12 protein-coding genes are annotated in these 16,528 nt (G+C 39.3%); 5 read left to right on the top strand and 7 right to left on the bottom strand.

Annotated features, from left to right (window positions below; genetic code table 11):
• Positions 1–69: 69 nt before the first annotated feature.
• The 4 genes from MED121_RS12615 to mqo all read right to left on the bottom strand — a co-directional run bounded on the left by MED121_RS12615 (position 70) and on the right by mqo (position 4,855).
• Entirely contained in the window at positions 70–1,431 is a 1,362-nt protein-coding gene (locus MED121_RS12615) for a class I adenylate-forming enzyme family protein (protein ID WP_009834092.1), read from the bottom strand.
• A gap of 2 nt (positions 1,432–1,433) precedes the next feature.
• The gene (locus tag MED121_RS12610) at positions 1,434–1,670 is read right to left on the bottom strand and encodes a phosphopantetheine-binding protein (RefSeq protein ID WP_009834091.1); all 237 of its coding nucleotides are present in this window, start codon (positions 1,668–1,670) and stop codon (positions 1,434–1,436) included.
• Between the two features lie 2 nt (positions 1,671–1,672).
• Positions 1,673–3,190 carry an NAD(P)H-dependent oxidoreductase gene (locus tag MED121_RS23740; protein ID WP_009834090.1) on the bottom strand — a complete coding sequence of 506 codons (1,518 nt, stop codon included), beginning with the start codon at positions 3,188–3,190 and terminating at the stop codon, positions 1,673–1,675.
• Between the two features lie 171 nt (positions 3,191–3,361).
• Entirely contained in the window at positions 3,362–4,855 is a 1,494-nt protein-coding gene (gene mqo / locus MED121_RS12600) for a malate dehydrogenase (quinone) (protein ID WP_009834089.1), read from the bottom strand.
• A gap of 413 nt (positions 4,856–5,268) precedes the next feature.
• On the opposite strand from mqo, the gene MED121_RS12595 reads away from it, so the two are divergent.
• Positions 5,269–5,682, top strand: a complete 414-nt coding sequence (locus tag MED121_RS12595; protein ID WP_116371628.1) for a CBS domain-containing protein — start codon at positions 5,269–5,271, stop codon at positions 5,680–5,682.
• 52 nt (positions 5,683–5,734) lie between these two features.
• Here MED121_RS12595 and hslO read toward each other — a convergent pair whose 3' ends face one another.
• Positions 5,735–6,622: an Hsp33 family molecular chaperone HslO gene (gene hslO / locus MED121_RS12590; protein WP_009834087.1), complete on the bottom strand. Its 888-nt coding sequence runs from the start codon at positions 6,620–6,622 to the stop codon at positions 5,735–5,737.
• A 48-nt stretch (positions 6,623–6,670) separates the two neighbouring features.
• Positions 6,671–7,267: a TIGR02444 family protein gene (locus tag MED121_RS12585; RefSeq protein WP_009834086.1), complete on the bottom strand. Its 597-nt coding sequence runs from the start codon at positions 7,265–7,267 to the stop codon at positions 6,671–6,673.
• A gap of 104 nt (positions 7,268–7,371) precedes the next feature.
• Between MED121_RS12585 and MED121_RS12580 the strand changes: the two genes are divergently transcribed.
• The 3 genes from MED121_RS12580 to ppk1 all read left to right on the top strand — a co-directional run bounded on the left by MED121_RS12580 (position 7,372) and on the right by ppk1 (position 12,855).
• On the top strand, positions 7,372–9,294 hold the full coding sequence (locus tag MED121_RS12580) for an ATP-binding cassette domain-containing protein (RefSeq protein ID WP_009834085.1): 1,923 nt from the start codon (positions 7,372–7,374) through the stop codon (positions 9,292–9,294).
• Between the two features lie 36 nt (positions 9,295–9,330).
• Complete coding sequence (gene hemB / locus MED121_RS12575) at positions 9,331–10,320, top strand: porphobilinogen synthase (RefSeq protein ID WP_036180449.1); 990 nt, start codon at positions 9,331–9,333, stop codon at positions 10,318–10,320.
• Positions 10,321–10,527: 207 nt separating this feature from the next.
• Positions 10,528–12,855 carry a polyphosphate kinase 1 gene (gene ppk1 / locus MED121_RS12570; RefSeq protein WP_009834083.1) on the top strand — a complete coding sequence of 776 codons (2,328 nt, stop codon included), beginning with the start codon at positions 10,528–10,530 and terminating at the stop codon, positions 12,853–12,855.
• 337 nt (positions 12,856–13,192) lie between these two features.
• On the opposite strand, the gene MED121_RS12565 is transcribed toward ppk1, so the two are convergent.
• Positions 13,193–14,710, bottom strand: coding sequence for a Ppx/GppA phosphatase family protein (locus MED121_RS12565; protein WP_009834082.1), 1,518 nt, complete (start codon positions 14,708–14,710; stop codon positions 13,193–13,195).
• 503 nt (positions 14,711–15,213) lie between these two features.
• Between MED121_RS12565 and rho the strand changes: the two genes are divergently transcribed.
• The gene (gene rho / locus MED121_RS12555) at positions 15,214–16,479 is read left to right on the top strand and encodes a transcription termination factor Rho (RefSeq protein ID WP_009834080.1); all 1,266 of its coding nucleotides are present in this window, start codon (positions 15,214–15,216) and stop codon (positions 16,477–16,479) included.
• Positions 16,480–16,528 lie beyond the last annotated feature (49 nt).

Genomic DNA, 16,528 nt, shown 5'->3' with positions numbered 1-16,528 from the left:
ATTGATATATAGATAATAAAAAAATCATATAAATTAAAGTAGATACTACTATTGCCTTTATTAGACCCATTAATTATGCCTTTTAAACGATAAGTGATCTTTTATTAATTTCTGCTTGTCAAGCTTGCCGTTTTTTAAAGTTGGAAGATTGTTAATAATATATGTAAAAACAGGTATATAAATACTTGGAGATGTTTCTTTAATGCTTTTGATTATTTCTCTTAAAGATGGTGTTTTTCTGTTTATATCTTCCTGTATAAATAAAGCGCAGCATGTCCCCATACTACTGTGCTGCACTGGTAAAACACAATATTCAAACCCACTTAAAACTTTAGATAATACTTTTTCAACTAATATTCTATTTACTTTTAACCCACTAACTTTGAACGTGTCAGTACTTCTACCTTCTAGCCAAATAATACCATCAACTCCTTTTTTAGCTATATCTCCAGTAATAAATTCACCATTATTTTTTTCAAAGGGCATATTTTTCCTATAATAACCTTCGAATAGAAGTGGACTATTAGCAACCACTTCATTTCTAGTATTAATATATGTGCTATTTTCTATTATTTCTTTTCCTGCAGCACCTGGTGACATTTTAATGTCTTCTGTACTCATATAACACAGGCGTCCAGATAATTCAGTTAATCCATAGAATGAGCATATATCTAAATCAGGATGTCGTTTATTTATTAAGTTAATATTTTCTTTTGTTAAAAAATCACCTGAGCTTATGAAAAGACTTTTACTTTTTATGCTGGTTAAAAAATTAGAAAGGTTGGTTAATTGAAGTGGAGCACCACCGAATCCTACTATATTTTGGGAAAAAAGGTCTGATATATATTTTTTCTGATAACCTTTTAAATGTACTAAAGGGATTCTTGCTTCCCATGCCATAAACAAATGTGATATTGCAGACATTAAAGACAAGTCTGTATCAATGCACCACTTTTCTAGGTTGTAATCTTTGAATCGTATTTTCTCAGAGGCAAGTTTTGCATTATTTATAACATTTTCTATTTTTAAGGATACGCCTTTAGGTGAGCCTGTTGACCCACTAGTTGTTATAATGAAATTGCCATCATTTTCAATATATGCTGTTGATTCATAGAGTTTTGATAGACTGTAATCTTCGTTATTATCAATGTATAAATAACCGCTTGCAGATACTAATTTATATAAATCATTTATATCACTGTCTCCATTCCAGCAACAAAATTTCATTTTACATTCATAAAGTGAAAATAAACTAGCAATAAAAATAAATGGATTTTCAGATGATACAAGAATTGTTTCCTGTGCTTGAAACATACTTTTTAAAGATTTAGATATCTCATTAGATTTTTCATATATATCACCAAATGTATAATTTCCATTAGATGTTTCAAGTGCAACTATTTCTTTATTTCTATCTGAAAAATAAATCATCTCTATAACTTATCTATAGCATTTTTTAGTGTTATTGGAGTTTCAAAGTCGTCAAATGAAAAGTCCATTGGACCTATTTTTACATTAAATTGACTTTCAAGCTCTGAAATTATCTGAATTACATTAATAGAGTCGATAACCTCATTCTCAAGTAGCTTTGTTTCTGGGGTTATTTCAATACCTTCCTGTGAGTATATTGTAATAATAGAGATTGTTTGTTGTAAGCTGATTTTTTCCACTTTCAGTCCTCGGTAATATTTAGTCTATTATTTTGTTTTTCTAATCTCGTAGCTTTTGCTTTTTCTATTGATTTTGTTAATCTTCCTGACTTCATATCAGCATGATTTTTTTGTTTGCTAATTACATACCCAACTGGTTGGTATTGGTTTTCTCGATCTACTTCTAGTTTTATTCTGGCTTTTGCAATTTTTGATGCTGTTTGCATGAAGTCTAACGAGTGTTTATATACTGGCTCTTCGTTTATATATTCGTTGTTATATATCATTCCGATTAAGGGATGACTTATGATAGTTTGGTGCCTTACCATAGATGTCATTATTCTTGTATGTATGTTTTGCCTTGCTGATAATTCACTAATTACAAAAGGTGCAACTAATAAGTCACTGTATAAATAATTATCTCTTCTTATATATCGTGTTCGTTCCATGTATTGTTGATAGACTGAGTTTACTTCTGCTCTATTCTCAGGGTTATACGCACATATGAGTAATGCATCGGCATCTGTTATTTCTTCATGGTTTGTTGAAAAGAAATCATCCTTACGAGTTATTATACACCGATATTCCTCCGATTTGCCTACATCGATTGGGCAAATATCACAGCCTATACAACGCACTACCTTTTCAGATAATACATCCCATAATGTAATTTCAGCATTAGGGAAGTTTGTAGAAACCTTTTTAATCCATTTATTGAAATATTCTAAGCCTTTTCTATCATTACTATCTTGAAGCAAAATTAAGTGCACTTTTATTTTAGGAGTACTTAGTATATCTCTTGAGCATTCTTCAAGTTTTGCAACGTTAGATATTCTGTATCCTGTGCTTATGCAAGTATCTACACCGTAATTATCTTGTGTTAACTTTCCTATATCTCCAGCAACTGCGGTTCCTCCATACTGCGAAGTTGTTCTGCTGTCGTTACCTACTGATAGCATTCCCATATTTGCCATATCAAGCATCTGATAAATAAGTGTTGTTTCTTGACCTCCGTTTCTTTTTGCTCCAACTGATATCCCTGCGTACACTTTTCCTTTCAAATGGTTTAGTATTTCTTGATCTTTATAACAGTAATCAATAAAAGATTGAGTTAAAGATCCCCTGTCACCGAAATAAACTGGCCCTGAAATTAATAGTCCATCACATTTTAGGATTTTTTGCTTTAGCTCTATTTCATGTTTTACCTTGCCTAAGGGGGGGAAATGTCTAGCTAAAGATAAGTAGTCAATATCGCAACCATCTTGTACAGCAGCCCATAGTCCACATGCTAGAGCAGACTCAGAATTTGATAGCCCCTGATCTTTTGCCATCCCTCGGAGTTTTTCATAAGTTTTTAGGTACGACCCTTCCTCACCTTCGCTCGCTTTTAGGAATGAGTCTACTAAGTCTTTACCTTGTTCTTCTATGTAATGAATTAATTCTTCTTTAGTTGAAATCTTTTTGATGTCGTCACATAGCGAGTTACTAGATGTAACTCTAGCATTTCGTAGACTTCCTGATAATCCTAATATTCTTGCCATCTTTAAGTTCCAAGTAATGATTTTAGCTGACTATATATAAGAGGTGCTACCCATGCAAATGTTTGCTCATTAACTATGATCTAACAACTAGTCCTAATTAGTTTAATGGTTTAATTAACAAAGCCGCTTGGTCAGCGGCTTTGTTTGTGTTTAGAGCGTTTCAACGAGGGGCTAAATTTCTGGCATTTCACCTAATTGAAGTGTGCTTAGGGTACGGTTTCTTACCTGTTTGAGCAACTCTTTATCATTGATAAGAGACTCACCGTATGAGGGTACCATCAACTTCATCTTGGCCTGCCATTCAGGGCTATTCATCTTCTCTTTAAAGCAACGTTCTAAAATACCTATCATGGTATTTACTGTGGTTGATGCACCAGGTGAGGCGCCTAAAAGGGCTGCTAAACTTCCATCTTTTGAGGCTATCGCTTCTGTACCAAACTCTAATTTACCGCCGCCAGTTTCTTTATCTTGCTTAATTATTTGAACTCTCTGACCAGCATATGCCAAAGTCCAGTCTTCATCTTTTGCATTAGGATAAAATGAGCGGAGAGCATCAACACGGTCTGCTTGCGTTTGTCTTACTTCACTAACAAGGTAGCGAGTTAGATCCATATTGTTCTTACCAACAGAAAGCATTTGCTTAAGGTTATTTAGCTTGATGCTTTTAGGAAGGTCTAGGAATGAGCCGTTTTTGAGAAATTTAGTGGTAAAACCTGCGAAAGGTCCAAACAAGATGGCTTTTTTACCATCAATAATGCGAGTGTCTAAATGGGGCACTGACATAGGCGGCGCACCTATCGGTGCTGCACCGTAAACTTTCGCATAATGCTGCTCGACGATTTCAGGCTTCTCACAGACTAGCCATTGGCCGCTGACAGGAAAGCCGCCATATCCTTTACTTTCTTCTATCCCTGACATTTGCAATAAAGGTAGTGCACCACCACCAGCCCCTAAGAATACAAAACGGCTGTTTATGGTTTGCTTTTCCCCTTTACTTTCAACTGTAACGTCCCAGCTAGCATCATCTTGCTGTTCAAAGCCGGTAACACTAGTACTAAGCAATATATCGACACCGCCTGCGCTCTCTAAGTATTTACTCATATTGCGCGCAAGCGCACCAAAGTTAACATCAGAGCCATGCTTTATACGGGTTGCTGCACAAGCTTCATTGATGTCTCTGTCTTTCATTATCAACGGCATCCACTGAGCTAATACCTCAGGGTCTTCGGAGTATTCCATACCCGCAAATAAGTGATGTTCTTTTAGTGCTGCAAAGCGATTACGCAAAAACTTAACATTATCATCACCCCAAACTAGGCTCTGATGGGGAACAGAATTGATAAAGTTTTTAGGGGCAGGTAAGAGGTTTTGTTCAACTAAATAAGACCAAAACTGTAAGCTGATTTCAAAAGCGGCATTAATCTCTAATGCTTTGTTTGTGCTTACGCTACCGTCGCTATTCTCAGGGGTGTAATTAAGTTCGCAATAAGCCGCATGACCTGTGCCTGCATTATTCCAACCATCCGTACTTTCTTGTGCCACGCTTTCTAGACGTTCAACAAGTGTGATTTTTAATGAAGGGTCAAGCTGTTTTAGCAGCGTGCCTAGGGTTGTGCTCATTGCACCAGCCCCAACTAGGAGTACATCTACAGATTTCTGGGTCATTGCAGTATCGCCGTTTCATCGCCAATTTTGATGGATTGAAAGCTTGCTTTAATATCTATTTTGTACGTTTTAGTACTTATTTTTATGAGTAAAAATGGATTATTTTACTTAAAGCTGCTTCTCTTAACAGAATAAAAAACACAAACTAAGGTGCTAGCAAATGTAATCTTCTGTTGTGTGGATTGATTAAATTATACGGATTTTATGATCAATGTCTTGTTAGACATGGGTATGATATGTATTTATCTCTGTTATATTTATTATTAGTCGGTACATTTCAACAATACCTAGAAGATCTCGGCTTTTTGAGGAAATAAAGGGTATTTTAATAACAAATTCCGGCTTTAAAATTTCAAAATTAATCTTTCTAAAATAAATGTTTCTAGTTTTTGAATTAACCTAAAGGCTTAATAATGAAGAATGTGCCCATTAGTCAGGTAATGAAAAAAAGCCCGGTATGTGTAGAAATGGATACTCGCTTAGAAGAGGTTAGGCGTTTATTAGAAGAGCATGGTTTCCATCATCTGCCAGTATTAGATGGTGATGAGCTGGTTGGTATTATTTCTGATCGGGATATTTTGCGCTTGGTGAGTCCCTTTTTGGATACAGCAGGTGAAATGGAACGAGACCTTGAAGTACTCAATAAAGCGGCGCATCAAGTAATGACTCGACAACCCATTTGCGTGTCTCTTGATGACTCATTGAATACAGTGATAGATTGGATGACGAAAGTCAGTATATCTTGTATACCCGTACTGGATAATGGTCAATTGGTTGGGATAATTACTTGGCGTGATCTAGTCAGCCTTTTGACATTTGAAGATTAACACAGGTGACAATTCTCCTTATCACCTGCGAAACCTGAATTAAGCTCATTCCTTAATGGGTGTTTGCGTGCTCACCTAGAATGTCTGCCAAATCACTTTGTGTAAATTGGTAATGCTCAGCACAGAACTGGCAATCAATACTGATTTCACCTTGTTCAAGAAGTATCTCTTTTATCTCTTCAGCACCAATAGACATTAATGCTTCTAATGTTCTTTGACGAGAGCATGAGCAATTAAATTGCATGGCTTTGGCATCATAAAAACGTAGTTCTTCTTCATGATATAAACGATGTAAAAGTTCGAGTGTATCGAGTTTCAATAGCTCTTCGTTTTTAACCGTTGAGGCTAGATGTACAAACCTTTCCCATGCATCTTCGTCATCTTCTTTTGCTTGCTCAGCAGGTAATCGCTGTAAAAATAAACCGGCACAACTTGAACCGTCAGCCGCCAGCCAAACACGGCTAGGCAATTGTTCAGACTGCATAAAATACTGCTCTAAGCATTCTGCCAAAGAGTTACCTACAAGTTCTACAACACCTTGATAACGACGACCATTAGTTGGTGTTATTGTAATCACTAAATAACCCCCAGCTAAGGTCTCTTTAAGAGAGATTTGTTCGTTAAATTCAGCGCCTTCTTGCCATTGTGCAATTCCGCGAAGGTTTTGATGTTCATCACATTCCACCATGATGGCAGAAAGGTCGCCTTCTCCTTTGGCTTGTAGAGAAAGAATGCCATCAATCTTGATAATATCGCGTAATAGGGCAATTGCTGCTACAAATTCACCCAATAGATTTTCCAGTGGCGCAGGGTAGTTTTTGCGTTGAATTATCTCTTGATAAGCTTGGTTTAAAATCACTCGCTCACCACGAACATTGGTATTATCAAAAGAGAACCTTTGGATCTCATTGAGTTGATTTGCCGTGTTTATATCGTTCACTTTTCGTTTACCTTAGCCTGAACAAAGTCGTATCAAGACATTTGCCACTTAATGATTAAATTTATCCACTATTTTACGCTGGCAATGAATAATCATCCACTCACTAAATTCGTTTATCAGTGCTGGTGGCGTGTTTTTTTCATTTATGGGAGAGAAGGCGTGCCAGCAGGTATCAAGGTTCTGTGTGAGTAAGTTGTTAAATTCTATCGGTAGTGAAGTATCTATTTGCTCACTCGTTTTGCGTTTAAGGCTAAATAAAATGGCTTGCGCTCTTTGTTCGGCCTTAAGCTCACAGGCTTTTAATTGCTTATATAGGGGGTCTTGTTTAGAATTTTCGCCGACTTGTATTCTGGCTTCTCTAATAGATGGAATAACTTGAGTTAACCAGTTTTGCAGTTGGCTATTTTGTTTTATCCGTAGAGGCTCTAAAATGCAGCCTTTTGTACTTAGCCAGATACTATAAAGCAGCAGATTGACCTGCATATTATGTTTGTCTTGCAGCGTTAAACAATATTCAGTGACTTCAGGTTTTGCATATAAGGACAAAGAGAATTGCCAAAAAGGGTTTTCTAATGGGCAATCTTCCTGATTATCAGTGACTTGATCTGTCATGTTAGCCTTTGAGTCTTGATGATATGAGCGCATAAAAGCACCTTACTAGTCACGCTAAACTAGCGTGTACTTACCCTTATAAAATGTGACGACCCACTTAGGTCACAGCAATACATAGATCAGAGAATTATTAAAGCATGATCCAGTTTACCCAAGTAAGTTTACAGCGTGGTCGCCAGTTTTTACTAGAAATGGCTGATTTGACCATATATGAAGGCCAAAAAGTAGGTTTGATCGGCGCTAATGGCGCTGGTAAATCATCACTTTTTGCCATGCTGCGAGGAGACTTGCATGCTGATACGGGGGAGATTGCTTTTCCTCAACAAAGGCGCATTGCCTTTATGGCACAGGAAGTGACTGATACTGATCGTAGTGCGCTTGATTACTGCTTAGATGGTGACGAGTGGCTCAGAGAAATAGAAGCTAAGATAGCAAAAGCCGAGCAAGATAACGATGCGAGTGCCCATGCCCACTGGTTAGGGGAGTTTGAAACGGCTCATGGTTATAGTTCCCGTTCGAGAGCTGAGACTTTATTGCAAGGCCTTGGGTTTAAAATGGCCGACATGGCGAAACCAGTGACTGACTTTTCCGGTGGTTGGCGTATTCGTTTGAACCTTGCCAAAGCCCTTATGTGTCCTTCTGATGTGTTATTGCTTGATGAGCCGACTAACCACTTGGATCTCGATGCTGTGATGTGGTTAGAGTCTTGGTTACGCCAATACCCTGGTACTCTCATTCTTATCTCCCACGACAGAGATTTCTTAGATGCCATTACTACCCACATTATTCATCTCTATCAGAAAAAACTGACGGTTTATAAAGGAAACTACTCAGATTATGAGCGCCAGCGTGCTGCTCATCTTGCGCAACAACAAGCAAACTATGAGCGTCAACAAACCCGCAAAGCGCACTTACAAACCTATGTTGATCGATTCAGATATAAAGCGACAAAAGCAAAGCAGGCGCAAAGTCGCTTGAAGATGCTAGAGAAAATGGGTGATATCGCCCCCGCTCATATTGATTCACAATTTCAGTTCAGTATTCCCGTTGCGGACAAAACGTCTGCCCAGCTGGTTAATTTGGTTGAAGCTGATTTGGGTTATCAACTGGAAGGCGGCGAGCCTCTTTCTCAATTACCTATGACTAATTTTAATTTGCGTGACGAACAGCGAATAGGACTTTTAGGGCCTAATGGTGCAGGTAAATCAACATTAATTAAATCCTTGGTGGGTGAATTAGCCTTATTGAGTGGTGAACGTGTTTGTGGTGAAAACTTAAAAATAGGTTACTTTTCTCAACACCAGCTTAGTGCTTTAGATTTACAAGCAACCCCGGTACTCCATATACAAAGGTTAACCCCAACCGCATTAGAAAGTGATGTTCGCCGCTACTTGGGCGGCTTTGGTTTTATTGGCGATGATGCTTTACGCACAGTTAAGGATTTTTCAGGTGGTGAAAAAGCTCGCTTGGCCCTATCTCTTATCGCATGGACAAAACCTAACCTTTTGATTCTTGATGAGCCGACTAACCATTTAGACTTAGAAATGCGCCAAGCATTGACAGAAGCCCTGCAGGAATTTCCAGGTTCTATATTATTGGTGTCTCACGATCGTCACTTGCTTAACAGTACCGTAGATGAATTTTATTTGGTGGCTGACAACCAAATCTCTGAATTCGATGGTGATCTGGTGGCATATTATGATTGGTTGCAAAAACGCCAGTTAGCAGGGCGTCAGCAGGATAAGGCGAATGCCAACATCAATGTAGAAAAAGTAGATAAAAAAGAAGAGCGTCGCAAAGCTGCGGAGTTAAGGCAACAGCTAAGGCCATTACGTAAGCTGGTGGAAAAACACGAAAAAGCAGTGCACAAAGCGCAAGAAAAACTTGATGAAATCAGTGAGAAAATGGCTGATGCTGATTTGTATGATGTGACCAATAAAGACAAATTACAGGCCTTGTTAACTGATGAGGCAAAATGGAAAAAAGAATTAGATGAAAATGAAGAAGCTTGGTTCGAGGCGCAAGAAAGTCTAGAAGAAGCGGAATCTTCAATTGAATAAAGAGTTAAATTTAGACGCTTGTTTAGGAGCAATCAGATGACATTCCCATTAGTACGTATGCGTAGAATGCGTAAAGACAGTTTTTCACGTCGTTTAATGCAAGAGAACCAGATTACGAGCAATGACCTTATCTACCCTATGTTTGTGATTGAAGGAGAGAATGAGCGTGAAACTGTGCCTTCTATGCCTGGGGTTGAGCGAGTATCGATTGATCAATTATTAATTGAGGCAGCTGAGCTCGTTGAGTTAGGGATTCCTGCTATTGCTTTGTTTCCTGTTGTGCCTGCAGAGAAAAAATCATTAGATGCTGAAGAAGCTTATGCAGAGGATGGTTTAGCTCAAAGAGCTGTACGTGCGCTTAAAGCCGCTTTTCCTGATTTAGGTGTCATTACGGATGTCGCTCTAGACCCATTTACCACACATGGTCAAGACGGCATTATTGATGAAACAGGTTATGTGTTAAATGATATTACGACTGATATTTTAGTACAGCAGGCTTTATCTCATGCCAAAGCGGGTGCTGATGTTGTTGCGCCGTCAGATATGATGGATGGCCGTATTGGGGCGATTCGTGAAGCATTAGAAGCGAATGGTTTTATTAATACTCGCATCATGGCGTATTCAGCAAAATACGCGTCTGCTTATTATGGACCGTTTCGAGATGCCGTTGGCTCTAGTGGTAACTTGGGGAAAAGTAATAAATTTAACTACCAAATGGACCCAGCCAATTCAGATGAAGCCATTCGCGAAGTGCGCCTTGATATTGAAGAGGGTGCGGATATGGTAATGGTGAAACCTGGCATGCCTTATTTAGACATAGTTCGTCGAGTGAAATCAGAGTTTGGTGTGCCAACGTTTGCCTATCAAGTCAGTGGTGAATATGCCATGCAAATGGCTGCGTTTGCCAATGGTTGGCTAGACAAAGACAGTGTCATGATGGAATCTTTACTATCCTTTAAACGTGCAGGAGCAGATGGTATTTTGACCTATTTTGCTAAAGACGTGGCTCGATTATTGAAGGGGTAATCAAAAAGTCATCTTAATTTGCGACCATGGGTGTGAAACTGCTCAAGCTAGAATAATTTAGCAATAAAAATGTGAGTTAGTACAAGGATGTACGTTAACTTCATAAAATTGTGTTATACAAGTAAGAGTAGTTTTTTAAAAAGCACTTTTTGATATAGAAAAAGCGCTAAGTGATTGCACCTTTGTTTAATTGGGGTAGTAAGACTCATGGTTGACCTAGCAGGAAATATTGCACCAGAAACAACGACAATACTAGAAAATAAGCTGGTGGATAAAAGCGTGACTGAGAAGAAAGTAGCAGATAAAAAAGTCCCTGAAAAAAAGACATTAGATAAAAAAGAAACGGTTGAGAAAAAAGAGGCGCCTGCTTCTGATGTGGTAGAAGTAAATGAACCGGCATTGGAAACCATCCCAGAGCAACCTCAAGATCAGAAAAAGGTTGCGATTGAAAAACGTAAACCCGAAGAGATAGATTTAAATGATTCGGAATTATATTTTAACCGAGAATTAAGTAATCTGGCGTTTCATGCTCGTGTGCTTGAACAGGCGATGGATGAAAACCATCCTGTTTTAAATCGCCTCATGTTTTTATGTATCTTTAGTAGCAACATGGATGAGTTCTTCGAAATTCGTGTAGCAGGGCTTAAGAGCCAATTAGAGTTTAGTCGTGAACAAACCGGTCCTGATGGTTTGTACCCTAAAGAAGTGTTGCGCCAAATTAGTGATCAAGCGCATAAACTTGTTCGTCGTCAGTATCGCATTCTAAATGACATTATTTTTCCCAAGTTATCTGAACATAATGTGCACTTTATTCGTCGTAGTTTGTGGACAGAAGAACAAGCTGTTTGGGTTAAAAAGTACTTTCGTGAAAATGTACTGCCCATCATTAGTCCAATTGGATTAGATCCTGCTCACCCATTTCCTCGTCTTGCTAATAAAACCTTTAACTTTGTGGTTGAGCTTGAAGGGCGTGATGCCTTTGGTCGTGAAAATGGCTTAGCTATCGTGCCGGCACCAAGTTCCTTGCCACGTTTGGTTAAAATGCCTGCTGAAGTGAGTGAAGATGGCGATAACCTTGTTTTTCTTTCTTCTATTATTCATGCCCATGCGGATCAGCTTTTCCCTGGGATGACGGTTAAAGGCAGTTATCAGTTCCGATTAACGCGAAATGCCGATTTGGAAGTAGATTCTGATGACATAGGCTTAGATTTAGCGGGTGCTTTAAGAACAGAATTACAGTCTCGTCATTATGGTAGTTCGGTACGTTTAGAAGTTGCCGAAAACTGCCCAAGTAATGTTATTAGCTCCTTGTTGGACCAGTTTGACCTAGATGAAAATGACCTTTACTTGATCGACGGTCCGGTTAACCTAAGTCGATTACTCGCTGTGCTCGATCTAGTTGATCGTCCGGATCTTTTGTATTCTCCATTCTCGCCTGGTTTGCCCCGAAGACTGTCTAACTCAAAAGGGGATGATATCTTCGATGCGATTAAGCAAAAAGACTATCTTTTAATGCACCCTTTTGAGTCTTTCTCACCGGTAATAGATTTCCTTAGTAATGCGGCGAAAGACCCTAATGTTGTGGCGATACGTCAAACACTTTACCGGACAGGTGCACGATCTCCGATTGCTAATGCTTTGGTTGATGCGGCGAGAAACGGTAAAGAAGTGACGGTTGTTATCGAGTTAAGAGCCCGTTTTGATGAAGCTGAAAACTTAGCATTAGCTAGTCGTTTGCAAGATGCCGGGGCGATTGTTGTTTATGGTGTTGTGCGTCATAAAACCCATGCCAAAATGATGCTGATTGTGCGTCGTGAAGGCAGTGTGCTTAGGCGCTATGTTCACTTAGGTACTGGTAACTATCATGCCGGTAATGCTCGACTTTATACTGACTACAGCTTGCTGACCTGTGACAGCGATATCGGTGAAGATATCCATAAGGTATTCCAGCAGTTAACAGGCATGAGTAAAGAGCTTAAAGTGAAGAAGATTCTTCATGCGCCTTTCACCTTGCGTGATCGCTTGTTAGATATGATTGCTAAAGAGGCGGAAAGTGCCAGAAATGGCAATCCGTCTCGGATTATAATTAAGGTCAATTCATTGACTGAGCAAAGGTTGGTACAGGCGCTTTATAAAGCCTCTCAGGCAGGGGTTAAAATCGACCTAATTGTGCGCGGCATTTGTACATTAAGACCTGGTATCAAGGGTGTGTCTTCTAATATTCGAGTTCGCTCTATTATTGGTCGCTTCCTAGAGCACACTCGGGTTTATTATTTTTATAATAATCGTACGCCTTTGGTGTACTTATCCAGTGCTGACGGTATGGACAGAAACCTCAATAATCGAATTGAAGTTGCCTTTCCTATTCAAGATCCAAAATTGGCGAGACGAGTTAAAAAAGAATTGGAAACCTATATCACAGATAATACGCAAAGTTGGGTATTGCAAAATGATGGATCATACCAGCTCAATAAACCTCGTAAGGGAGAGTACAGAAGTGCCCAACGTACCTTGTTAAGTAATTTAGCTGACTAGTTTGATTATTTAATTATAGAAATGAAAAAGGCCGAGAATCATTCTCGGCCTTTTTGTATCTAGCTTTTTATTAAGGAACCTGCGAATAAGTTCTCCCGCCTCAGCGTGTGAATAAAAGCGCCTAGATTTATGGCGAGGAGTGCAACTTAATAGTTTTTCTATTGATAAGGTTCTCAACAAAAATCTAGGTCTTTTAGACCACGCCCTTCGGGTCTTTCAGAAAAAGTAACACCCAGTGTTGTCACTTCTCGAAAGGTACCTACATTACTTCAAAGTAACGCCTTGTGTGACACTTTTTCTGAAAAGATTGAGAATAGGTGACTTATTCGCAGGTTCCTTAGCTAAAGGTGAGAGTGAAGTTTTTGGCTAATAGGTAATCGGCTTCGAGCTGTAAGTTTGCGAATGTTAATGGGCGGGCCTCAAGCCAGCCGGGTAAAAACTCAATATGTAGCGTGTTGTCTTTTGCCTTCATGGAAAAGATGGGCATATCACCTTCTTTTCTATCATGGTGAAGGTTTATGGCAAAGCGCAGTAAGATGGCCAACCTATCTAACTCTGTTTGGTCCTGTCGGGTAAAGCGATAATTTAAGGATTGAGTAAATTTTCGGCGATGGCGCAAGATCAGATTAGCGAGTGCTTGTTGTTCCTGCTGGGAGAAACCAGGTAAATCAGATTCACTGATAATATAAGCACCGTGCTTATGATAACGGCTGTGAGATATTCCCATTCCGACTTCATGTAATAAGCTTGACCAACGTAAGAAACTCTCGCTTGAAATCTTGTCGATCTGCCAATCCTCTTTGACTTGAGCTAAGGCAGAAAGCCCGGTATGAGCGACTAGTTTTGCCTGCTCTTTATCTATATGGTACTGATTCAAAAGGTATTGAACGGTTGTTTCTCGAATGTCTCTGTCTGCATAGCGGCCCATTATGTCAAAGAGCACACCTTCTCTTAAGGCACCGACGGACAAGTCCATACTTTCAATTTGGAAACACTCAAATACTGCCGTTAAGATAGCAAGGCCAGGAGCAAAGGTTGATTTTCGTTCAGGCTTTAATCCATCTAAATTGATGTTGTCTGAGTGGCCCGCTTGAAAGAGTGCTTTTTGAATACTCTTGATGCCTTTAAGGCTAATGCCTTTTTTGCCCCAATTGTTTTCTTTGATGATGTGATAAGCCGCTTTAATTGTGCCAGAAGACCCAATGGCGAGATCCCAATCTTCTTCTAAGTAATCATCTTGGATGCTTAGCATTTCAAGGCGAGCTGCCGTGACCGCTTTTTGAAAGTTTGATTTGGTTATGGTGCCATCTTTAAAGAAGCGTTGGCGAAAACCAACACAACCCATGTGAAGGCTTTCGGTGAGAATCGGTTTTTGTTGGCTACCGATAATGAACTCGGTACTACCACCGCCGATATCAACAACTAAGCGTTTCTTCTCTCCATGATCCATGGTATTGGAAACACCCACATAAATCAGACGGGCTTCTTCTCGTCCTGCGATAACTTCTACCGGATGGGGGATGATGTCCATGGCTTTGCCAATAAAATCGTAACGATTTTTAGCTACCCTAAGGGCGTTTGTGCCAACAATACGAACTGAACCAAGTGGCATATTTTCGATGACTTGGGCAAAGCGAGTAAGACAAGCTAAGCCCCTTTCTTGAGACTCATCATCTAGCACATTTTTATTCAGGCCTGCAGCCAGTTGTACTTTTTCTCCGTATTCACCTGTTACCCTAAGTTGACCATGTGTGACTTGGGCAATAACCATATGAAAGCTGTTTGAGCCGAGGTCGATGGCGGCTATTTTTTCGAAAGGAAGGTCATGGGCAGGTTGCTGGAAAAGTGACTGCATGCAAAAACGCCTTTATGTGCTTAATTATATGGGGGCAGATTATCTCAGATGAGACTATATGTCATGATTTTGCGTAATTATCCCTATTGTTTTGCTGAATTTAAATGATATTGAGGGATTTTTTTAGCGGTAAAAGTGTTAATTAGCAGCCCTAATAAGCTTAAAATGTAAAATTTGTTAAAAATTGACCAAAAAAATGATTTTTCCATTTTTTTTCTATAGACCTTAACAATAACACCAACTATAGTAGGTGTGTTCTTGATCATTCAATGCATGTTTTTTCCTTTTTATTGCGTTTAAGCAATGGGTTATAAGCTTTGAGAACAAGAGTTCCAATCAAATCGTTACGCGCTATTTTTCAACATTTGTTTCAGAAATTGTGTCTCGGTCAAATTATTATTAACAAGCTTCCTGATTAAGATTAAATATGTATATACCAGCGTATTGTCAAATTAGAGTAGTCCTGTCCATTTTCCTCAATTAGAAATCGTAAAAATCCGTTTATGAACCTTACCGAATTAAAACAGAAATCAGTACAAGAACTTTTAAATATCGCAGCAGAAATGGGTATAGATAACCTGTCTCGCTCCCGTAAACAAGATGTTATTTTTGCTATCTTAAAGCGCCATGCTAAAAGTGGTGAAGACATTTACGGTGACGGTATCTTGGAAATCTTGCAAGATGGCTTTGGCTTCTTGCGTTCACCTGACAGCTCTTATCTTGCTGGTCCTGATGATATTTATGTATCACCTAGCCAAATACGTCGCTTTAATCTGCGTACGGGTGACACAATTGCCGGTAAGATTCGACCACCTAAAGACGGTGAGCGTTATTTTGCCCTATTAAAAGTTAATGAAATTAACTTTGATAAGCCAGATAGCGTACGTAATAAAATTCTGTTTGAAAACCTAACGCCTTTATTTGCAGATCAACGTTTGGTAATGGAAGCGGGTAATGGTTCGACTGAAGATGTGACGTCTAGAATCATTGACTTAGTTGCTCCTATGGGTAAAGGCCAGCGTGCCTTGGTGGTATCTCCACCAAAAGCGGGTAAGACTTTCATGTTGCAGAACATTGCCAACGCCATTACCCGTAACAACCCAGAAACAGACTTAATTGTACTTCTAATTGACGAACGTCCTGAGGAAGTAACAGAGATGACCCGTACCGTTCGCGGCGAAGTGGTTGCCTCTACATTTGATGAGCCGCCAAGTCGTCACGTACAAGTGGCTGAAATGGTAATAGAGAAGGCGAAGCGTTTGGTAGAACACAAACGTGACGTCGTTATCCTCTTAGACTCTATTACGCGTCTAGCACGTGCTTACAACACGGTTATTCCTTCCTCTGGTAAGGTACTAACAGGTGGTGTTGATGCTAATGCGCTTGAGCGTCCAAAGCGTTTCTTTGGTGCTGCACGTAATATTGAAGAAGGCGGCAGCTTAACCATTATTGCCACTGCTTTGGTTGATACTGGCTCGAAAATGGATGAAGTTATCTTTGAGGAATTCAAAGGAACAGGTAACTGTGAACTTCACCTAGACCGTAAGATTGCAGAAAAACGTACTTTCCCTGCGATCAATATTCGCCGTTCTGGTACTCGTCGTGAAGACTTATTGACGTCTGAAGATGAACTACAACGTATGTGGATTCTACGTAAGCTTCTTAATCCAATGGAAGATGTTGCAGCGACTGAATTCTTGATTGATCGCCTGAAGGTGACCAAAACCAACGATGAGTTCTTCGACGCTATGAAGGGTAAAGGCAAGTAGTCTAAACCCTGATAGAAAAAACCACTTTAAGAGTGGTTTTTTTTGTCTC

It is taken from the genome of Marinomonas sp. MED121 (assembly GCF_000153025.1).
Taxonomy (GTDB): domain Bacteria; phylum Pseudomonadota; class Gammaproteobacteria; order Pseudomonadales; family Marinomonadaceae; genus Marinomonas.
The sequence above is the reverse complement of the archived record's forward strand: the minus strand, read 5'-3'. Positions and strand labels throughout refer to the sequence as shown.

Bases quoted from the DNA above. Each gene is read 5' to 3' on its own strand.
- MED121_RS12615 (WP_009834092.1), bottom strand. From the start codon at position 1,431: ATGATTTATTTTTCAGATAGAAATAAAGAAATAGTTGCACTTGAAACA.
- MED121_RS23740 (WP_009834090.1), bottom strand. From the start codon at position 3,190: ATGGCAAGAATATTAGGATTATCAGGAAGTCTACGAAATGCTAGAGTT.
- mqo (WP_009834089.1), bottom strand. From the start codon at position 4,855: ATGACCCAGAAATCTGTAGATGTACTCCTAGTTGGGGCTGGTGCAATG.
- MED121_RS12595 (WP_116371628.1), top strand. From the start codon at position 5,269: ATGAAGAATGTGCCCATTAGTCAGGTAATGAAAAAAAGCCCGGTATGT.
- MED121_RS12585 (WP_009834086.1), bottom strand. From the start codon at position 7,267: ATGCGCTCATATCATCAAGACTCAAAGGCTAACATGACAGATCAAGTC.
- MED121_RS12580 (WP_009834085.1), top strand. From the start codon at position 7,372: ATGATCCAGTTTACCCAAGTAAGTTTACAGCGTGGTCGCCAGTTTTTA.
- hemB (WP_036180449.1), top strand. From the start codon at position 9,331: ATGACATTCCCATTAGTACGTATGCGTAGAATGCGTAAAGACAGTTTT.
- ppk1 (WP_009834083.1), top strand. From the start codon at position 10,528: ATGGTTGACCTAGCAGGAAATATTGCACCAGAAACAACGACAATACTA.
- MED121_RS12565 (WP_009834082.1), bottom strand. From the start codon at position 14,710: ATGCAGTCACTTTTCCAGCAACCTGCCCATGACCTTCCTTTCGAAAAA.
- rho (WP_009834080.1), top strand. From the start codon at position 15,214: ATGAACCTTACCGAATTAAAACAGAAATCAGTACAAGAACTTTTAAAT.